The organism is Alcaligenes sp. MMA (assembly GCF_020907215.1).
In the GTDB taxonomy this organism is placed as follows: Bacteria; Pseudomonadota; Gammaproteobacteria; order Burkholderiales; family Burkholderiaceae_B; genus Alcaligenes; species Alcaligenes aquatilis.
Map to the genome: position 1 here is coordinate 535,324 of NZ_JAJJPP010000001.1, position 20,124 is coordinate 555,447.

The window sequence follows — 20,124 nt, forward strand, 5'->3', positions numbered from 1 at the left end:
TCCTATGAGTCAGTTTTATTCCCTTCCTGTGGCCTCGGTCTCCCGCAGCACCCGCGATGCCGTGGTGGTGGCTTTTACCGTGCCCGACGATTTGCAGGATGTGTTTCAGTTCCGCCCCGGTCAGTACCTGACCTTGCGCACCCATCTGGACGGCCAGGAACTGCGCCGCTCCTATTCGATCTGTGCGGCACCGCACGACCGTTTGCTGCGCGTGGCGATCAAGCGTGTCAATGATGGGGCGTTCTCCACGTGGGCCAACAGCCATCTGCAAGCGGGTGCCACCCTGGAAGTCATGCCACCTGATGGCAACTTTACCGTGGACTTTGATCCCAGCCAGGCCCATCGTTACGCCGCCTTTGCGGTCGGTAGTGGTATTACCCCGATTCTGTCGCTGGTGAAAACCGCGCTGGATACCGAGCCAAAATCGACCTTCACGCTGTTTTTCGGTAATCGCGCTTCCTCGGCCATCATGTTCCGCGAAGAGATCGAGGACCTGAAAAACACCTATATGGAACGTTTCTCCATCGTGTATATCATGAGCCGGGAAACGCAGGATATTGACTTGTTCAACGGTCGTCTGGACGGTGAAAAAGTACGTCAGCTAATGCAGCAATGGTTCGATCCCGCCAGTGTGGATGTGGCCTTTGTCTGCGGTCCCCAGGACATGAGCGAGCAGGTGGTTGCCGCCTTGCAGGAAAATGGCCTGGAAAAATCCCAGATCAAGTTCGAGCTGTTCGGTGCCCCTAAAGGCCCGCGTGCCTTGCGTACGGGCGAGGAGTCGCGCAAGGCTCCGGGCAAGGAAGAGTGCGAGCTGACCGTGATTCAGGATGGCATTACTCGCAACCTGACCATCAGCAAGAGCAACAGCAGTATTTTGGATGCGGCACTGGAGCAAGGGCTGGAGTTGCCTTATTCCTGTAAGGGTGGGGTTTGTTCTACCTGCCGTTGCAAAGTGGTAGAGGGCGAAGTGGACATGGACGCCAACTTTGCACTGGAAGATTACGAAGTAGCCCGCGGTTTCGTGCTCAGTTGTCAAAGCTTTCCGGTGACCGACCGGGTGGTCATTGACTTCGATCAGGAAACCTAAGACCGCAGCGAACAAGCGGTTTTCCAAGAATTTGGACGCCAGCTTCCCAGCTTGGCGTCCTACTAGTTTCAGGAGCACATTGTATGGCAGCAGATTTTTTCAAAACGCATCAGGCGACGCTGGATCACGCGTTGAGCAGCATTCTGGAGCGCAACTTCTGGAGCGCTTATCCTGAAAATCCCAGCCCGCGCGCCTACGGTGAAACCGCGGCTCAGGATGGTCAGGCTGCTTTTGAAGCCTACCGCGGCAAAGCCTTTCCTTTGACGCTGGAAGGCGCCCAAGGAGAAGTGGGCAATGAGCAATCGCCTTTTGGTTTTGATCTGGGCATTCGTTACCCCAAAGTTCCCGTGGATCAATTGTTGGCCCAGTCGCAACTGGCGCTGGACAGCTGGCGTGACGCTGGCCCGCAAGCCTGGGTTGGTATCTGCCTGGAAATTCTGCATCGCTTGAACCAGCGCAGCTTCGAGATTGCTCACGCTGTGCAGCACACCACGGGCCAGGGCTTCATGATGGCCTTCCAGGCCGGTGGCCCTCACGCTCAGGAGCGTGCGCTGGAAGCTGTGGCCTATGCCTGGCAGGAAATGTCCCGTATCCCTGGTCTGGTTGACTGGATCAAGCCCCAGGGCAAGCACGATCCCATCCAGATGAAGAAGCAGTTCAAGGTGGTGCCCCGTGGCGTAGGTCTGGTGATTGGTTGCTCCACCTTCCCGACCTGGAACGGTTATCCAGGCCTGTTTGCTTCCCTGGCTACCGGCAACACCGTGATTGTGAAGCCCCATCCTGGCGCAATCCTGCCTTTGGCCATTACCGTTGCCGTCGCCCGCGACGTGCTGGCCGAAGCCGGTTTCAATCCTAATGTGGTCTTGCTGGCCGCTCACGAGCCTCAAGAAGACACCGCCCAGCAACTGGCCATGAACAAGGCCGTCAAGCTGATCGACTTTACCGGCAGCAGCCAGAACGGTAACTGGCTGGAAGAAAATGCTCGCCACGCTTTGGTCTACACCGAAAAAGCCGGTGTGAACCAGGTCATTATTGATTCGGTTGATGATTTCAAGGCTGTTGCCCGCAATCTGGCTTTCTCCTTTGCGCTGTATTCCGGCCAGATGTGTACCGCTCCTCAAAACATCTATGTGCCTCGCGACGGTATCCGTACTGCCGATGGCGTGATGAGCTTTGATGAAGTCGCTCAAGGTTTGGCACAAGCCGTGCAAAAGCTGGTGTCCGATCCGGCCCGTGCCGTTGAAATTACCGGCGCCGTGCAAAACGAAGCCTGCGCACAGCGTATTGATCAGGCTCGCCAACTGGGCATGCCTATCCTGGCTGACAGCCAGACGCTGGAACACCCCGCATTTCCCGGTGCCCGCGTACGCACACCGCTGGTCTTGCAGGCCCGAGTGGACCAGCCCGAGATCCAGCAAGAGTGGTTTGGCCCCATCGTGTTTGTGGTGCAAACCGATTCGACCGAGCAAAGCATTGAAGTGGCCGGTCGCAACGTGATTGAGCACGGTGCTCTGACCTTGTCGGCTTACAGCACCGATGATGCGGTGACCGCCAAGATCCAGCGCATGGCTGAGCGTTCCGGCGTGTCTCTGTCCCTGAACCTGACCGGAGCTGTGTTCATCAACCAGACCGCCGCTTACAGCGACTTCCACGGCACGGGCGCCAACCCGGCCGCTAACGCATCCCTGTCGGATTCGGCCTATGTTGCTAATCGTTTCCGTGTCGTTCAGACTCGCTGGCATTTCTAAAGGAGGGTGGCCAGGTGACTGACCAAAGTATTCAATTTAAGCTGGAAAATGGCGTAGCACGCATTACCTTGAATCGTCCCGACAAGCTCAACAGCTTTACGGCCGATATGCACGGTGAGCTGGCTCAGGCCCTGGATAAAGTCGAACAGTGCACCGATTTGCGTGTACTGATTCTGACGGGTAATGGCCGTGGCTTTTGCGCTGGCCAGGACTTGTCCGAGCGCCAGATGAGTGCAGGCGATGCCCCCGTGGATTTGGGTGCCACCATTGAAAAATTCTATGCACCGCTGGTGCGTCGTCTGCGCGCGCTGGCGGCCCCTGTGGTGGTCGGCGTCAATGGTGTGGCAGCCGGTGCCGGAGCCAACCTGGCCTTGGCCGGTGACATCGTGATCGCCACCCGCTCGGCGAGCTTCATCCAGCCTTTCTGCCGCTTGGGCCTCTTGCCCGATACCGGCGGTACCTTCTTCTTGCCGCGTCTGGTGGGTACAGCGCGTGCCATGGGGCTGTCTTTGCTGGGCGATAAGCTCTCGGCCGAGCAGGCAGCTCAGTGGGGCCTGATCTGGGAATGTGTGGATGACGACGCGTTTCAGGCTCGCCTGAATGAGCTGGCAGCTCATTTTGCACAGGCGCCGACCAAAGGTCTGGCCTATGCCAAGAAAGCAATTTATGCCAGTGATGCCCATTCGCTTGATCAACAGCTGGATCTGGAGCGCGACTTGATGCGTGAACTGGGTGCATCCGAGGATTATCGCGAGGGTGTTAATGCATTCCTGGGCAAACGTGCCCCCCAATTCAAAGGAAAGTAATGCAAAGCAACGCACTTGCTGTTGAAGACCCACAAACGCTGGCCCAACAGGTCAGCGAGCATATGTATGGCAATGACCAGGCCTCTCAGGGCCTGGGCCTGAGCCTGGACAGCGTGGCACCGGGTGCAGCCAATATGAGCATGACGGTGCGCGCCGACATGCTCAACGGCCACAAGACCTGTCACGGTGGTTTCATCTTTGCCTTGGCTGACAGCACCTTTGCGTTTGCCTGCAATTCTCGCAATGCACCGACGGTTGCGTCCGGTTGCACTATCGATTACTTGGCACCTGCTTTTGAAGGGGATGTCCTGACAGCTCGCGCTGTCGAGGCGTCCCTGGCAGGCCGCACCGGTGTCTACGACATCGAGGTGGTCAACCAGAACGACAAGCGCATTGCCTTGTTCCGTGGGCGCTCGTACCGGCTAAATGGCACGGTATTGGGCGGGATTGAAAAAAAATAATTTTTGACGATACATACCCTGTGGACCCCGGGGGGGTCGGTAGTACCACACCAGCGGCAGGGCAGGAGTACACCATGACAGCAATTAAAGAACAGGTTGGCCGCGATGCCATCGAGCATGCCAGTGTTGACGAAATCCGTAACGTGCAACTGGAACGTCTGAAATGGACGCTAAAGCATGCTTACGACAATGTGCCGCATTACCGGCAGAAATTTGATGAAGCGGGCGTACACCCCGACGATTTGAAGCAGTTGTCGGATATTTCCAAGTTCCCCTTCACGACCAAGCAAGATTTGCGTGACAACTACCCCTTCAAGATGTTTGCGGTTCCCCGTGAGCAGGTAGCACGTGTTCACGCTTCCAGCGGCACCACGGGCAAGCCTACCGTGGTTGGCTATACCGCGAAGGACATTTCCACCTGGGCAGACTTGTTTGCCCGTTCCATGTGGGCGGCCGGTGCCCGTCCCGGTGACATTGCTCACGTGGCTTACGGCTACGGCCTGTTCACCGGCGGTCTGGGTGCGCATTACGGTGCCGAGCGTCTGGGGTGTACCGTGGTCCCCATGTCCGGTGGCCAGACTGAAAAACAAGTTCAGCTGATTCAGGATTTCCGTCCCGACGTGATTCTGGTGACCCCCTCGTACTTCTGCAATATCGTCGAAGAGATTGAGCGTCAGGGTATGGACCCACGCGATACCTCCCTGCGTATCGGTATTTTTGGTGCCGAGCCCTGGACAGGCCAGATGCGCCTGGACATTGAGCAGCGTGCCGGTATTGATGCCGTGGACATCTACGGTCTGTCCGAAGTGATGGGCCCAGGCGTGGCCATGGAGTGTGTGGAAAGCAAGGACGGCCCAGTGGTGTGGGAAGACCATTTCTACCCGGAAATCATCAACCCTGAAACCGGCGAACCGGTGGCCGAGGGCGAAAGCGGTGAGTTGGTCTTTACCTCCTTGAGCAAGGAAGCCATGCCTGTCATTCGCTACCGCACTCGCGATTTGACACAGTTGTTGCCTCCTACTTCGCGTAGCATGCGCCGCATCGGCAAGATCACGGGCCGCAGCGACGATATGTTGATTGTGCGTGGCGTGAACCTGTTCCCGACCCAGGTCGAAGAACTGGTTCTGAAAATGCCTGAGCTGGCTGCCCAATATCAACTGGTTCTGAGCCGTAATGGCAATATGGACGAGCTGGAAATTCTGGTGGAAGTGCGTGCCGAGTTCAATCATTTGAATGAAGCCCAGCGCGAGCAACTGGCTCGTCGTTTGACTCACTCTATCAAGACCTTTATCGGTGTCAGCGCACGTATCCGGGTGCAGTCCTCCGGCATGGTCGAGCGTACCGTAACCGGTAAAGCCAAACGCGTGATCGACAAGCGCGCGTTCTGAACGTGCCTGGCCTGAAGTAAAAAAAACGGCTCTGCCCAGGCAGGGCCGTTTTTGTATTCGGCGCTCTCACGGTATCATTGCAAGCTGGTAGGCGGCGCAGGCCGTTTTTGCGTTTTTTTTCCGATGACATCATGCCCCCAATACAGCCCGGTTTGATTGCCGGCATCGGCACCGACCTGATCCGTATTGACCGGATCGAGCGCGCCTTGGCTCGTCATGGTGATCGCTTTGTAAAGCGCATCCTGGGCGAGCAAGAGCGCGAAGTCTACGCCCGCCGTCAGGCACGTGATCCGGTGCGTGGCCTGCGCTATCTGGCCACCCGTTTCGCGGCCAAGGAAGCCTTTTCCAAGGCGGTGGGGCTGGGCATGCGCATGCCGATGGCCTGGTCGCGCATGCAAACCCTGAATGCACCCGGAGGCCGTCCTGCGGTGCACCTGTCCGCAGATCTGCGCCGCTGGTTTGATGCCCGGTTCGGGGCCGTCCATATTTCCCTGACGGATGAATCCGATATGGCCATGGCCTTTGTGGTGCTGGAAGCCAAAGCGCCGGAAGTATCCCCTTTACCCTTAGCTGAGTCTGACACTAAATGAGTTTTTCCTCGCAAGCAGTATTGCCTCCGGGCCCGGTCATGGTGGACGTACAAGACATGGTTCTGACGGATCAGGAGCGCGAGCGCCTGCGTCATCCATTGGTCGGCGGCGTGATCCTGTTCAGTCGCAACTTTGAAAGCCGTGCCCAACTGACCGCTCTGTGCCAGTCCATTCACGAAGTACGCAATGAGCCTTTGTTGATTGCCGTGGACCACGAAGGTGGCCGCGTCCAGCGTTTCCGCGAAGACGGTTTTACGACTTTGCCCGCCATGAGCCAGCTTGGTCAACTCTGGACGCGTGATGCCGTCAAGGCGGCTGCCGTCGCTGCCGACACAGGCTATGTGCTGGCTGCCGAGCTGCGCGCCTGCGGTGTGGACATGAGCTTTACACCCGTGCTGGATCTGGACTGGGGGGTTAGCAAAGTGATTGGTGACCGTTCTTTCCACCGCAGCCCGCGCGCCGTGTCCATGTTGGCTGCCGGCTTGATTCGTGGCCTGAACAAAGCTGGTATGGCCGCTTGTGGCAAACATTTTCCAGGGCATGGCGGGGTAGAGGCGGATTCGCATCACGAGATCCCCGTCGATGACCGTAGCCTGGAAGAAATTCTGGATGAGGATGCGGCCCCTTACGGTTGGCTGGGCACTTTGCAATTACCCTCGGTGATGCCCGCTCATGTGATTTACTCCAAGGTTGACCCACTGCCAGCCGGTTTTTCACCCTATTGGATTCAACGCGTGCTGCGCAAAGCCCTTGCTTATGATGGTGTGATTTTCTCTGACGACCTGACCATGGAAGGCGCCACTGTTGTGGGCGATATCCTGGCACGTGCTCAGGCCGCCTTGGGGGCCGGTTGCGACATGGTGCTTGTATGCAATCGTCCTGATCTGGCCGACGACTTGCTCTCGCGCCTGGACTTCACGATGTCCGAGGAATCGCAAAACCGCATTCGTCGTCTGATGCCCACCACGCCAGCCTTGGATTGGGACGCTTTGCAAGCGGATGAACACTATCAATATGCCCGCGGACTTCAATCTAAAATCCTATCTGTCTGATTTGCCGAATCTGCCGGGCGTGTACCGGCATATCGACGAACAGGGCGAGGTACTGTATGTGGGCAAGGCGCGTGATCTCAAGCGCCGTGTCAGCTCGTACTTCCAGAAAACGCTGAGCAGTCCCCGTATTGCCCATATGGTGGCGCGCGTCGCGCGCATCGAGGTCACCGTGACCCGCAGCGAGGCTGAAGCCTTGCTGCTGGAAAACAACCTTATCAAGCGTCTGCGGCCGCGCTACAACATTCTTTTCCGGGACGACAAGTCCTACCCCTACTTGATGATCAGCGCCCACCAGGCGCCGCGTATTGCTTATTACCGGGGCAGTACCAGCGGGAAGGGGCATTTCTTCGGCCCTTATCCCAACTCCTGGGCGGTGCGTGAAACCATTCAGATCCTGCAACGGGTATTTCGTTTGCGTACCTGTGAGGACAGCGTCTACGCCAACCGTAGTCGCCCCTGTTTGCTGCACCAGATCGGGCGCTGTTCGGCACCCTGTGTCAACCTGATCTCGCCCGAGCAGTATCAGCTTGATGTACAGCGCGCCATCAGTTTTCTGGATGGTAATACGGCGGAAATTCTGGGCGAGCTGCAAGAGCGCATGATGCAGGCCTCAGATTCGCTGGATTTCGAACAGGCAGCGATGTTGCGCGACCAGATGAAAGCCTTGTCTGCTGTCTTGCAGCAGCAAAGCATGGAGCAGGTGGGCAAGGAAGACGTCGACATTATCGTGGTGCTGAACGCCGGTGGTAAGTTCTGTGTGAACCTGGCCATGGTGCGTGGTGGCCGTCACCTGGGCGACCGCGCTTTCTTTCCCACACAAATCAACGATGACACTCCCAGTGATGTGCTGGCGGCATTTATCGCCCAGCACTATCTTGAGCGTCGCATGCCGCCGGTTCTGGTGTGCTCACACGCCTTACCCGATGCAGACCTGATGCCTTTGCTGGCCGAGCAGACGGGGGTGAAGGCGCGTGTCGTGGTGCGCCCCCAAGGTGTGCGCAAGATCTGGCTGGAGCAGGCTACCAAGAACGCTGGCCTGGCATTGGCCCGGGTCTTAAGTGAATCGACCGCCCGTGCCGATCGCACCCGGGCACTGGCCGAAGCCTTGCAATTGGATCTGGATGAGGCACAGCTCGATGCCTTGCACATCGAGTGCTTTGACATCAGTCACACAGCAGGGGAGGCCACACAGGCCTCGTGTGTGGTTTATAAACACCATGAAATGCAGAATTCGCTTTATCGCCGCTACAACATTGCAGGCATCACGCCCGGTGACGATTACGCGGCCATGCGCCAGGTGCTGAACCGACGGTTCTCGCGGGTTGCAGAGGGTTTGGCGCCCTTGCCCGACATTGTTTTGATTGATGGAGGCAAGGGTCAGATCGAGATCGCCCGTCAGGTTTTTGTGGAACTGGGCCTGGATATTCATGTTCTGGTCGGTGTTGCCAAGGGTGAAAAGCGTAAAGTAGGTCTGGAAACCCTGGTATTTGCCGATGATCGCCCGCCTGTGGCTTTGGGGGTGGAGTCTGCGGCACTGATGCTGGTTGCTCAGGTACGTGACGAAGCGCACCGTTTTGCCATTACGGGCATGCGCGCTCAACGTGCCAAAACGCGTAATGTGTCACGCCTGGAAGATATTGACGGGATTGGCGCCAAACGGCGTCAGCGTCTGTTAGCCCGCTTTGGTGGTTTTAGCGGGGTTGCCGATGCCAGTATTGATGAGCTCAGTGCGGTTGATGGAATATCCGTTGAACTGGCCGAACGCATTTATCATGCTTTACGATAGGCGAGAGCCTTTGTTTTAAATTAGGTTGGTATCCAAGCTATGCCTTTTAATCTGCCCATAGCCCTGACGTGGCTTCGCATCGTCCTGATTCCGCTGATCGTTGCCTTGTTTTATCTGCCAGCCAGTTGGCTGAGCATGGAGACACGCGATCTGTGGGCCGCCTCCGTATTTATCGTGGCCGCCGCGACGGATTGGTTTGATGGTTGGCTAGCTCGTCGCTGGAACCAGACCTCCTCGTTCGGGGCCTTCCTGGATCCGGTTGCGGACAAACTCATGGTCAGCGCCGCGTTATTGGTTTTGCTCGATCTTGGCCGTGTGGATGCGTTTATCGCCCTGATCATCATTGGGCGTGAAATTACCATTTCGGCACTGAGGGAATGGATGGCCAAGATTGGCGCCAGTGGTAGTGTGGCTGTTCATCGCTTGGGTAAATTCAAAACCGCCGCGCAAATGGTTGCCATCCCTTGTCTGCTGTACTGGTCGCCCGTCATGGGCTTGCCGACACGGATCATTGGGCAAGCCCTGATTATTGTTGCTGCGGTCCTGACGGTCTGGTCCATGTGCTACTACTTGCAGAAGGCCTGGCCGGAGATCAAGAAAAAGCAACGTTAAGACCAATGGCTAATTCATCGACAAGAACGCTGGACGGGGCGGGGCCTGACGGTTCACAGGACTGGCAGGTGATTGGTGTTATCGGTATTGCGCACGCCAGTTCGCATTTTTTTCAACTGATTTTGCCTACGCTTTACATCGCTTTGGGGCAGGAGTTCGGGTACGACTTCCTGAAGCTGGGTGGGCTGGTCACCACCTTTTATCTGGTCTCCTGCTTTGGGCAGGCATCCTCGGGCTTTCTGGTTGATCGTATCGGCGCTTTGCCGGTTCTGAAAGTGGGCTTGTCCTGTTTTGTAGTCGCTGCTTTGCTGATTGGCATGGCCAATGGCTACGGCATGTTGCTGGCGGCTGCATTGATTGGTGGGGTAGGTAATGCGGTGTTTCATCCCGTGGACTACTCCATTCTTAACCATCGTGTCAGCTCGGCTCGTCTGGGGCACGCGTTTAGCGCCCATGGCTTGACAGGAAATCTGGGCTGGGCTTTGACGCCTGTCTTTATTACGACGCTGACCATTTATTTCAACTGGCGTGTTGCCGTATTGTCGGCGGCGGCCTTGATTGCGGCTGTGTTGGTGTTGGTACTGATAAACCGGGATGCCTTGGCGGGGCGTACAGCCTCGGGTGCGGCGCCGGCTCGTCCACAAAGCAAGGAATCGGTCTGGACGACACTGTCTACCTTGCTGTCGCGTCCCTCCTTATGGGGCGCCTTCCTTTTCTTTGCCTTTGCCACAGCGGCGATGGCGGTCGTGCAAAACTACACTATTCCCATGCTGCATAACACGTACGGCATTGATAAGGTGGTGGCAGGCACGGCCTTGTCCGGTTTTATGCTGGCCTCGGCGGCGGGCATGTTTGTCGGTGGCTTCATTGCTTCCACCACACCGCGCTCTGAAGTGATTGTGTTTGTGTCTCTATGCGTATCCGGGGCTTTGCTGTTGGTGCTGGGCGCAGGTTGGATCATGCCTTCCCTGGCCTTGTTCGTGGTGGGGGCGGCTGGTTTCTGCTCGGGCATCGCTTCACCATCGCGCGACATGCTGATACGTCGTGTCACCCCCAAAGGTTCTACTGGCGCTGTCTATGGCCTGGTGTACTCCGGCATGGACGTCGGTTCTTCTCTGGCGCCCGTGGGATTTGGCTTGCTCTTGGATGTGGGTTTGACTCAGGCTCCCTGGTACGGGGCGGCCATCGGGTATTGGACGGCGGCTGGCTTGGCTATGTATGTGGCCTCGACAGTAAGTCGCGCGACTAAATCCTGATGCACTTTGCAATGATGACCGTCTGATGCGGTCATAAAAGAAAGCCCCAAAAACTTGATCGGTTTTTGGGGCTTTTTCTTGCCTTGCTTGGCCTTGTCGTGTCTTAGTGTGGAGCTTGGCACTGTGAAACCAGAAAAGCACATTGGCCTTTCTGGTTTGAGCGCATCGTTATAGTGATCACTGGCGCGCCAGTCGTGGCTCTTGCACGCTATCCGCATGGCTGCTGCGCCAGGGGTTGATATCCAGGCCTCCACGGCGGGTATAACGCGCATACACCAGCAAACGCTCGGGCTGGCAGCTTTGCTGAATATCGCTATACAGGCGCTCTACGCAATGTTCATGGAACTCGGTGTGACGGCGCAGCGAAACGATATAGCGCAATAAGGAAGCAGGATCAATCTGCGGGCCTGTGTAACGCACTTGCACGCTGCCCCAGTCGGGCTGGCCGGTGACAGGGCAATTGGACTTGAGCAAATCAGAGACCAGAGACTCGGTCACGATGGGGGCGTCTGGTAGGCATTGAAGCAAGCCACTTTGTGGCGTGTAGTCCTGAATACTGATATCCAGCTCATCAATACAGTGGCCTTCCAACTGGGCAATAGGCTGACCATTCAAGGCGCTGAGCGGAATCAGCGTCACGTTGACGGCGGCACCGGCAACCGTGCTTAAGTCTTGCTCCATGCGCTGCACAAGACTGGCTATGTCTTCCACAACCTCATCATTAAACGAGTTCAGGTAAAGCTTGAACGACTTGGACTCGATGATGCGTGGGCTGTTCCAGGGGATGACAAACCGCGCCAGAGCGACGACGGGCTTGCCTTTTGGATTGAGCCAGGAAATTTCGTAGCCATTCCAGATATCGGCACCATGCCATTGTTCCGGAACGCGAAGTGTCTGCCGGTTCAGGGAGCGCTCAATGCCAAACAGGACGCTGGGATCGTACCGTGTGGGATAAACCACATCGTGTCCAAGAGGCGAGTCTTTAAGTGGGGAGGTGTTGCTCATTGGCGGGTATTGCAGAAATAGATAAGAAAACCGGTGCAGCGAACAGGCGCCCGCCGGGTGGTATAAGGGCGATTATCCCACATTGTGAAATCCTTGTCTCAGTATGCAAAAACCGGCTGTCGCGCTGCACTGTTTTTCATTTCATAAACAGATAAGTCATTTCATATCTCGAAATAAATTATCTATATATTTGATATAAAAGGAAAAAATATTTACTCTTATATAAGATAGAAAACATGGTTGCGATGCAGCATTTGGGTAGACTGTAGTCATCTTGTTCACTGTTAAATCCATCTTAGGAGTCCATCATGAATGCTCGAGAAACTGAGATCCGCAACTTGCAAAAACGCTGGGCAGAAGATCCACGCTGGCAAGGTATCAAGCGTGGTTACACCGCTGAGGAAGTCATTCGTTTGCGTGGTTCTCTGGTCGAGGAGCACACTCTGGCTCGCCGTGGCGCAGAACGTCTGTGGCAGTCCATCAATCAGGAACCCTTTGTCAATGCGCTGGGCGCCCTGACGGGTAACCAGGCCATGCAACAGGTCAAGGCCGGTTTGAAAGCGATTTACTTGTCGGGCTGGCAAGTGGCTGGCGATGCCAACAGCGCCGGCGAAATGTACCCTGACCAATCGCTATACCCCGTTAACTCGGTGCCTTCTGTGGTGCGCCGCATCAACAACTCGCTGGCCCGCTGTGATCAGATCCAGTGGATGGAAGGGGTGAACCCAGGCGATGAAGGCTACGTGGATTACTTTGCTCCTATCGTGGCTGATGCGGAAGCCGGTTTCGGTGGCGTGCTGAACGCATTTGAACTGATGAAAGCCATGATTGTGGCTGGCGCTGCTGGCGTTCACTTCGAGGACCAACTGGCTTCGGCCAAGAAGTGTGGTCACTTGGGTGGCAAGGTGCTGGTGCCAACTCGTGAAGCCATCTCCAAGCTGGTGGCTGCTCGTCTGGCCGCTGACGTTCTGGACGTTCCCACGATTCTGGTTGCCCGTACCGATGCAGACGCAGCCGACCTGATCACCAGCGATGTGGACGAGTACGATCGCCCCTTCATTCTGGATGAGCGTACGGTTGAAGGTTTCTACCGCACCCGTGCTGGTCTGGACCAAGCCATTGCCCGTGGTCTGGCCTACGCTCCTTACGCCGACCTGGTCTGGTGCGAAACCTCCACGCCGGATCTGGAATACGCTCGCCGCTTTGCCGAAGCTATTCACCGTCAGTTCCCTGGCAAGCTGCTGTCCTACAACTGCTCGCCATCGTTCAACTGGAAGAAGAACCTGGATGACGCCACCATTGCCAAGTTCCAGCGCGAACTGGGTGCCATGGGCTACAAGTTCCAGTTCATCACTCTGGCTGGCTTCCACGCACTGAATTACGGCATGTTTGAACTGGCTCACGGCTACGCCCGCAACCAGATGAGCGCCTTCGTTCAATTGCAGGAAAAGGAGTTCGCCGCTGCACCGCTGGGCTTTACCGCTGTGAAACACCAGCGCGAAGTGGGTACAGGCTACTTTGACGCTGTCACTCAGACAGTTGAAGCCGGTAAGTCCTCGACGACCGCGCTGGCCGGCTCTACAGAAGCCGAGCAGTTCGCGCCCTCCGAGGCATAAGCAGGACAGGGAAGGGTAGATAGCCCCTTTTCTGGTTGCAGGCAGCCCACCGTACGCTCCAGTCGGTGGGCTGCTTTTTGTTTGGGTGCCACTTTTTTGCTTAAAAGCTACATATTTCAAATATCAAATTTGAAGGCTTGATATTTATTGGAAGGGGTTTTGAACAGACTTTGAAAGTATCGAAAAGGAAGCAGAAAACAGGCCTGAAAAGGCTTGCGACGTGGCTGGCAAAGCCTGCGTATTGTTAAATTCAGGATTCAAGCTTTCATGAATTGATTTGCATTCGCGCTGCAGCATCATTTCGTGATAAAAATCCTTGAAAATCAAGCCGTTTGCATAGAGAAAAGGCGTGCTAGACTTTGGCCGCACAAGGCGTAATTAGCTAATGCAAAATCGTTGTTCCACCTTGCGCTTGGGAATAAAAAAAAGGCTGCTAATAAGCAGCCTTGAAAGCATTGAACAGTTAGCGCCGTGTTGGGGGGGGAACGGCCTGAACAAGATGCATATGGACAACGATATAGGATCCAAACAAAGTCGTATTGATTTAAATCAAGAATGAAGAAATATCAGTGGCTTATAGTCCTTTCATGCGCGCATATTCGATTTTTTCCCTCCCAAAGCCTCTCACTGATGAGCAACGGTCACGCCGGCGGCACACATTAGCCCGTTTGGGTCTGTCCTGGCTGGCCGCCATGCAGGTGATGATGTTTGCTTTTCCCGGCTATATGCGCTCCTTCAGCACTCGTGCTGAAGATATTGAATCTCTCTCGCAAGTCATTGTGCTCATGAACTGGGCCGGTCTGTGCTTGACCATGCCCGTTGTCCTGTACTGTGCCTGGCCCATCTTGAAGGGGGCTGTCAAAAGCTTGTCCGAAGGTCGCGTAGGCATGGATGTGCCCGTGGCCTTGGGTATTGTTGGCGCCTTCCTACCTAGCGTCTATAACACCTGGACGCAGCAGGGCGAGGTGTATTACGACTCGGTCACGATGTTCGTGGCCTTTTTGTTGACGGCCCGTTATCTGGAGCTGTGCGCGCGCCAGTCGGTGACGCAGTCCGCCTCCCATGACCTGATTGAACGCTTTCGTCAGTCCGTCACAGGCCATGCCAATACCTTGGCTTTCTGGTTTGTCAGTATTCAGTTGGTGTTGGCCGCCGCCTTTGGCTTGGTTTGGTACTGGATGGACCCCTCGCATGTCGTCCCGGTGGTGGTCGCCATGCTGGTCATGAGCTGTCCCTGTGCTATGTCTATGTCGGTTCCTTCAGCCGTTGCCTCGGCGCATGCTGGCTTGCTGGCTCGACCCGCCAAAAGCGAGTTTGAAGTTGTACAGCTGACCCAGCAAACGGGCCGCATCGCCCGTCAAAACCTGTACGGTTCTATAGTCTGGCATCTGCTGATGACACCCCTGGCGGCCATGGGTATTGTGGCCCCTTGGTTGGCTGCCGTCTCTATGCTGGTGTCCTCTTTGGCTGTTGCGGCCAACTCTTGGCGTATCTATCGCAGCCGCAGCCGCGAGGTACCGGCCCAGTGGACCGCTCCAGCAGCAAGGCAGGGCTGAGATGTTTGGCTCGTTGCTGGTCCTGATCCCCATCTCCATTTTTCTAGTCATTGTTATCGGCGTGTCTTTCTGGTGGGCAATTTTTGCCGGCCAGTTTGAGGATACGGGCAACGCAGCTGATTCCATCTTGCTGGACGACGACTCCACTGCGGGTCTGTCGGGCGCAGAGCGTCCACCTGATACCTGATTCTTACTGTTTTGTTTTTTAGCCCTGCAAATGGTCGGCGACACACAGTCTGCAGGGCGGAAACACGCGTGAACGCGTGCTTTCCGATGTTTTTTGATAAGCATCAAGTAGCAGTTTATCGACTTGCGGGATGATGTAGCTTGTTGTCGCTTGTATTAACAATGTTTGTTTAGGGGAAGCAAATGGGCACTTCCGATGCAGTCGGAAATAACGCCGAAGTCTTCAATTACGGGATTGTGAGGCAGTTCACCATCATGACCGTATTTTGGGGCGTCATCGGCATGGCAATAGGCCTTTTTATTGCCTTGCAGTTGATTTGGCCAGAACTCAATTTCGACACACCGTGGCTTAGTTTTGGACGTTTACGTCCACTGCATACGAACGCTGTGATTTTTGCCTTTGGTGGAACTGGCTTGTTTGCCACTTCCTACTATGTGGTACAGCGTACCTGTCAGGCCCGTTTGTTCTGCGATAAGCTGGCTGCCTTTACCTTTTGGGGTTGGCAGGCCGTGCTGGTGGCAGCGGTCATTACCTTGCCTATGGGTTACACCAGCTCCAAAGAGTATGCTGAGCTGGAATGGCCCATCGACATCCTGATTACGCTGGTCTGGGTGGCCTACGCTATTGTGTTCTTTGGCACGATCGTCAAGCGCCGCGTGCGTCATATTTATGTGGCCAACTGGTTTTTTGGCTCTTACATTGTCACGATCGCTGTCCTGCATATTTTCAATAACCTGGAATTGCCTGTCAGCTTCATGAAGTCCTACTCGGCTTACGCCGGTGTGCAGGACGCCATGGTTCAGTGGTGGTATGGTCATAACGCCGTGGGTTTTTTCCTGACCACGTCTTTCCTGGGCATGATGTACTACTTCATCCCCAAACAGGCCAACCGTCCTATCTATTCCTACCGCTTGTCCATTGTCCACTTCTGGGCCCTGGGCTTTACATACATGTGGGCCGGTCCTCACCACCTGCTGTACACCTCCTTGCCAGACTGGACGCAATCGCTGGGCATGGCGTTTTCCTTGATTCTGCTGGCTCCTTCTTGGGGCGGTATGATCAACGGCATCATGACCTTGTCGGGTGCTTGGCATAAGCTGCGTACTGATGCCATTCTGAAGTTCATGGTTGTGGCCCTGTCCTTCTACGGCATGTCCACCTTTGAAGGTTCCATGATGGCTATCCGTACGGTCAACGCGCTGTCGCACTACACCGACTGGACAGTGGGCCACGTGCACTCTGGTGCGCTGGGGTGGGTTGCCATGATTACCTTCGGTTCCTTGTACTACCTGATCCCACGTTTGTACGGCCGCACGGAAATGGCTCGTCCTCGTCTGATCGACCTGCACTTCTGGCTGGCGACTCTGGGCGTCGTGCTGTATATCGCCGCGATGTGGATTGCCGGTGTCATGCAAGGTTTGATGTGGCGTGCAACCGGTGTGGATGGCACCTTGACGTACAGCTTTGTGGAAGTCGTGAAGGCTACTTACCCCTTCTACGCAATCCGTGCTTTGGGCGGCGCCTTCTTTGTGGCCGGTATCTTGCTCATGTCCTGGAACGTGTTCCTGACCATTCGTGCAGGTCAAAAAGATATCAACCCCGTTGTGCCTCTGAAAAACCCGGATGCCCGCGACCCAGCGCTGGTGGGCCAAACCACCTTGCTGGCCTAAGGAGTAAATCATGGCTAATGACACTAATAAGCGCTTTTCTCACGCCACGATCGAGAGAAATACCGGGCTGCTGATCATTCTGAGTATCTTGGTGATTTCCTTCGCGGGCCTGGTGCAAATCGTTCCTTTGTTTTTCCAACACTCGACCACCCAGCCCACTGAAGGGGTCGAGCCCTACGAACCCTTGCGTCTGATGGGGCGTGACATCTACATCCGTGAAGGTTGTGTTGGCTGTCACTCCCAGCAGATCCGTATGTTGCAGTCCGAAGTGCAACGCTATGGTCCTTACTCGCTGGCCGGTGAGTCTGTGTACGACTACCCCTTCCTGTGGGGTTCCAAGCGTACCGGTCCGGATCTGGCCCGTGTGGGTCAGCGTTACAGCGATGAGTGGCACCGCATCCACCTGCGCAATCCACGTAATGTGGTCAAAGAGTCCAATATGCCTGCCTATCCATGGCTGCAGAAGAACTCGGTGGAAGGTGCAAACATTCAGGATCGCATGAATGTGCTGCGTACATTGGGTGTGCCTTACACGCAGGAACAAATTGATGCCGCTCCCGAGCAATTGGTAGGCAAGACCGAGGAAGATGCGGTCGTCGCTTATCTGCAGGGTTTGGGTGTGGCCAGTCGCGACGCAGCTGCCAAAGCTGTGGAGCAGGGGAGCTTCTAAATGGTAGCCATCATCAACGGTGTTATGACTGCTTTGGCGATGGCGACCTTCCTTGGCATTTGCTGGTGGGCGTTCTCTCGGGGACGCCGCCAGGCCAACGAAGAAGCAGCGCTTCTGCCTTTCGCCTTGCCCGACGAGGGAAGCAACGATAAAAACCCTGGGGGTTCCGAATGAGTGACTTTTTTAATAATGGCTGGAGCCTTTGGATCTCCGGCATCGCCTTGCTTGGCATCATATTTTGTTTGTGGCTGCTCTTTACCCAGCGCGCATTTCTGGGCAAAACAGTGGACGTGGAAGATACTGGCCACGTCTGGGACGGTGACCTGACCGAACTGAATACACCTGTGCCTCGCTGGTGGACGGTGATGTACATCGGCCTGTGTGTGTTTGCATTGGGTTATTTGGTGCTGTATCCCGGTTTGGGTAGCTTCAAGGGGACTTTGGGCTTTACCGCTGGTCAGCAGGTCAAGCAGCAACAGGCCGAAATTAATGAGCGTCTGGAGCCTGTGTACGCTCGTTACCGCGAAATGCCCATTGAAGAGATTGCTCATGATCCGCAAGCGCGTGAAATTGGCCAGCGTTTGTTCCTGAACAATTGCGCCCAGTGTCACGGTTCGGATGCCCAAGGCTCTCCAAGCTTCCCTAACCTGGCCAACAAAGCCTGGTTGTGGGGTGGCGAGCCCGATGCGATTCTGTACACCATTACCGAAGGCCGTACCGGCATTATGCCGCCACAGTCCCAGTTCAGCCCGGCTGAAGCATCGGACGTCGCTCAGTATGTGCGTTCTTTGTCTGGTCTGGCGGCAGATCCTTTGCGCCTGGTTGCGGGCAAACGTGTGTACGACAGTGCATGTTTTGCCTGCCACGGCGCGGATGCCAAAGGTAATACGCTGATGGGGGCGCCTGACCTGACGGACGATTACTGGTTGTATGGCAGTTCCGAGGCCACTATCGTTCAGACGGTGCTGCAGGGCCGCACGAACCAGATGCCGGCACAAAAAGGAGCATTGACGCCAGAGCAGATCCGGTTGCTGGCGGGCTGGGTTTGGGGCTTGTCCAATCCCGCGCCGACTCAGGCTAACTAATGTCTTTTAAATTGATCTGACGCCTTCAGGACATGCAATGAGTAGTGATTCTTCCCAACCCAGCGCTGATAATGCGCAGGGAACTGTGCCCAAGTGGCAACCTCCACGTAACACCAAGGGAGCGGGTGGAACCTCTCCGCAAGTCGAGAAGGCGCTGGTCGATGTTCGTAGCAAAATCTATCCACGATCCGTCAAGGGCGTGTTCGCCCGTTGGCGGATCTGGATGGTGTATTTCACGCAGATCATTTTCTATGGTCTGCCCTGGTTGGAATGGCATGGCCGTCAGGCCGTGCTGTTTGACCTGCTGGAACGCAAGTTCTATATCTTTGGCATGATTCTGTGGCCCCAGGACGTTATTTACCTGACGGTGCTGCTTCTGATATCTGCTTTCTCTTTATTCCTTTTCACCGCTATGGCGGGCCGCTTGTTTTGTGGCTACGCCTGTCCGCAGACGGTCTACACAGAGATTTTCATGTGGGTCGAGCGCAAGGTGGAAGGGGATCGTCTGGCGCGTATCCGTCTGGATGAACAGGCCTGGAACGCTCGTAAATTACGTCTCAAAGCCACCAAACACTTCCTGTGGGTCGTGATTGCTTTGTGGACCGGCTTTACCTTTATTGGCTACTTCGCTCCTATCCGCGAACTGGGCGGCGAGCTGATCGCTCTGTCCCTGGGCCCTTGGCAGTGGTTCTGGCTCTTGTTCTACGCCTTTGCCACCTGGGGTAATGCCGGTTTCATGCGCGAGGCCGTCTGTAAGTACATGTGCCCCTACGCACGTTTCCAAAGTGCCATGGTGGACAGCGATACCTTTGTGGTGACCTACGACTTCGTGCGGGGTGAAACCCGTGGTGGCCGATCTCGCAAGATTGACCACAAAGAAGCCGGCATGGGCGACTGTGTGGACTGCAGCCTCTGCGTTCAGGTCTGTCCGACCGGTATCGATATTCGTGATGGCTTGCAGTACATGTGTATCGGCTGTGGTGCCTGTGTGGACGTCTGTGACCAGGTCATGGATAAGATGGGCTACGAAAAAGGCCTGATCCGCTACACCTCAGAGCGTGCCATCAAGGAACGCATGACGCAGTCTCAGGTGCGACGTCGCATGCTGCGACCGCGCGTGTTGTCTTACATCCTGATTCTGGCCGTCATTTGTGGTGCTTTCGTCTACACCTTGGCGACCCGTACGCCCATGCGCGTGGACGTGATTCGTGATCGTGGCGCGCTGGGGCGCGAAGTGCCCGGCGGCATGATTGAAAACGTGTTCCGTCTACAAGTGATCAATACCTCGGAAGAGGCTATGGAGCTGCAGTTGTCCGTCACAGGTCTGGAAGGCGCGCGCATTCATTTGACCGAGAACGGCCAGGATCACATTCATGTGGCGCCTGCAGGCAATAGACTGTTGCCGGTCGTGGTGCAAGTCCCAATTAGTAGTGCCAAGCCGGGCCTGTATGATATTTCTATTCAGGCGGTAGGCGAGCACGACGGGGGCCGCAAGACCTACGTGAACGAACGCAGTAGTTTTTACATTCCTCAGTAATTTTATAAAGAG

At 55.8% G+C, this 20,124-nt stretch carries 19 protein-coding genes; 18 read left to right on the plus strand and 1 reads right to left on the minus strand.

The window, feature by feature from the left end; genetic code table 11:
• The first annotated feature begins 4 nt into the window (after positions 1 to 4).
• From paaE to LNA76_RS02455, 10 genes are all read left to right on the plus strand, one after another.
• Positions 5 to 1,087 carry a 1,2-phenylacetyl-CoA epoxidase subunit PaaE gene (paaE, locus tag LNA76_RS02410; protein ID WP_230017817.1) on the plus strand — a complete coding sequence of 361 codons (1,083 nt, stop codon included), beginning with the start codon at positions 5 to 7 and terminating at the stop codon, positions 1,085 to 1,087.
• Positions 1,088 to 1,170: 83 nt separating this feature from the next.
• Positions 1,171 to 2,835, plus strand: a complete 1,665-nt coding sequence (gene paaN, locus LNA76_RS02415; protein WP_094197102.1) for a phenylacetic acid degradation protein PaaN — start codon at positions 1,171 to 1,173, stop codon at positions 2,833 to 2,835.
• A gap of 14 nt (positions 2,836 to 2,849) precedes the next feature.
• Entirely contained in the window at positions 2,850 to 3,641 is a 792-nt protein-coding gene (gene paaG, locus LNA76_RS02420; RefSeq protein ID WP_230017820.1) for a 2-(1,2-epoxy-1,2-dihydrophenyl)acetyl-CoA isomerase PaaG, read from the plus strand.
• The gene (gene paaI / locus LNA76_RS02425; protein ID WP_094197100.1) at positions 3,641 to 4,102 is read left to right on the plus strand and encodes a hydroxyphenylacetyl-CoA thioesterase PaaI; all 462 of its coding nucleotides are present in this window, start codon (positions 3,641 to 3,643) and stop codon (positions 4,100 to 4,102) included. The genes paaG and paaI overlap by 1 nt, the downstream gene beginning before the upstream one ends.
• Before the next feature lie 74 nt (positions 4,103 to 4,176).
• A complete protein-coding gene (paaK, locus tag LNA76_RS02430; RefSeq protein WP_042481657.1) occupies positions 4,177 to 5,490 on the plus strand; it encodes a phenylacetate--CoA ligase PaaK in 1,314 nt (437 codons plus the stop codon).
• 131 nt (positions 5,491 to 5,621) lie between these two features.
• Positions 5,622 to 6,080: a holo-ACP synthase gene (gene acpS / locus LNA76_RS02435; RefSeq protein WP_094198380.1), complete on the plus strand. Its 459-nt coding sequence runs from the start codon at positions 5,622 to 5,624 to the stop codon at positions 6,078 to 6,080.
• Positions 6,077 to 7,132: a beta-N-acetylhexosaminidase gene (nagZ, locus tag LNA76_RS02440; protein ID WP_108727668.1), complete on the plus strand. Its 1,056-nt coding sequence runs from the start codon at positions 6,077 to 6,079 to the stop codon at positions 7,130 to 7,132. Before acpS ends, nagZ begins: the two co-directional genes overlap by 4 nt.
• A complete protein-coding gene (gene uvrC / locus LNA76_RS02445) occupies positions 7,095 to 8,918 on the plus strand; it encodes an excinuclease ABC subunit UvrC (protein ID WP_094197098.1) in 1,824 nt (607 codons plus the stop codon). Before nagZ ends, uvrC begins: the two co-directional genes overlap by 38 nt.
• A gap of 39 nt (positions 8,919 to 8,957) precedes the next feature.
• The gene (gene pgsA, locus LNA76_RS02450) at positions 8,958 to 9,530 is read left to right on the plus strand and encodes a CDP-diacylglycerol--glycerol-3-phosphate 3-phosphatidyltransferase (RefSeq protein WP_094197097.1); all 573 of its coding nucleotides are present in this window, start codon (positions 8,958 to 8,960) and stop codon (positions 9,528 to 9,530) included.
• A gap of 5 nt (positions 9,531 to 9,535) precedes the next feature.
• Complete coding sequence (locus tag LNA76_RS02455) at positions 9,536 to 10,786, plus strand: MFS transporter (RefSeq protein WP_230017823.1); 1,251 nt, start codon at positions 9,536 to 9,538, stop codon at positions 10,784 to 10,786.
• Between the two features lie 177 nt (positions 10,787 to 10,963).
• Here the strand turns inward: LNA76_RS02455 and queF are convergent, their stop codons facing one another.
• Positions 10,964 to 11,791, minus strand: coding sequence for an NADPH-dependent 7-cyano-7-deazaguanine reductase QueF (gene queF, locus LNA76_RS02460; protein WP_230017825.1), 828 nt, complete (start codon positions 11,789 to 11,791; stop codon positions 10,964 to 10,966).
• A gap of 308 nt (positions 11,792 to 12,099) precedes the next feature.
• On the opposite strand from queF, the gene aceA reads away from it, so the two are divergent.
• The 8 genes from aceA to ccoG all read left to right on the plus strand — a co-directional run bounded on the left by aceA (position 12,100) and on the right by ccoG (position 20,112).
• Entirely contained in the window at positions 12,100 to 13,407 is a 1,308-nt protein-coding gene (aceA, locus tag LNA76_RS02465; protein ID WP_009455950.1) for an isocitrate lyase, read from the plus strand.
• A gap of 587 nt (positions 13,408 to 13,994) precedes the next feature.
• Entirely contained in the window at positions 13,995 to 14,963 is a 969-nt protein-coding gene (locus LNA76_RS02470) for a hypothetical protein (RefSeq protein ID WP_230017826.1), read from the plus strand.
• Between the two features lies 1 nt (position 14,964).
• A complete protein-coding gene (ccoS, locus tag LNA76_RS02475) occupies positions 14,965 to 15,150 on the plus strand; it encodes a cbb3-type cytochrome oxidase assembly protein CcoS (RefSeq protein WP_094197093.1) in 186 nt (61 codons plus the stop codon).
• Between the two features lie 182 nt (positions 15,151 to 15,332).
• A complete protein-coding gene (gene ccoN / locus LNA76_RS02480; RefSeq protein WP_125276681.1) occupies positions 15,333 to 16,820 on the plus strand; it encodes a cytochrome-c oxidase, cbb3-type subunit I in 1,488 nt (495 codons plus the stop codon).
• Between the two features lie 10 nt (positions 16,821 to 16,830).
• On the plus strand, positions 16,831 to 17,490 hold the full coding sequence (gene ccoO, locus LNA76_RS02485) for a cytochrome-c oxidase, cbb3-type subunit II (RefSeq protein ID WP_125276682.1): 660 nt from the start codon (positions 16,831 to 16,833) through the stop codon (positions 17,488 to 17,490).
• Positions 17,491 to 17,664 carry a cbb3-type cytochrome oxidase subunit 3 gene (locus LNA76_RS02490; RefSeq protein WP_094197090.1) on the plus strand — a complete coding sequence of 58 codons (174 nt, stop codon included), beginning with the start codon at positions 17,491 to 17,493 and terminating at the stop codon, positions 17,662 to 17,664. It begins immediately after the preceding gene.
• Positions 17,661 to 18,575 (plus strand): cytochrome-c oxidase, cbb3-type subunit III, encoded by a 915-nt coding sequence (gene ccoP / locus LNA76_RS02495; protein WP_125276683.1) that lies wholly within the window; start codon positions 17,661 to 17,663, stop codon positions 18,573 to 18,575. Before LNA76_RS02490 ends, ccoP begins: the two co-directional genes overlap by 4 nt.
• 37 nt (positions 18,576 to 18,612) lie before the next feature.
• The gene (gene ccoG, locus LNA76_RS02500) at positions 18,613 to 20,112 is read left to right on the plus strand and encodes a cytochrome c oxidase accessory protein CcoG (protein ID WP_094197088.1); all 1,500 of its coding nucleotides are present in this window, start codon (positions 18,613 to 18,615) and stop codon (positions 20,110 to 20,112) included.
• Positions 20,113 to 20,124 lie beyond the last annotated feature (12 nt).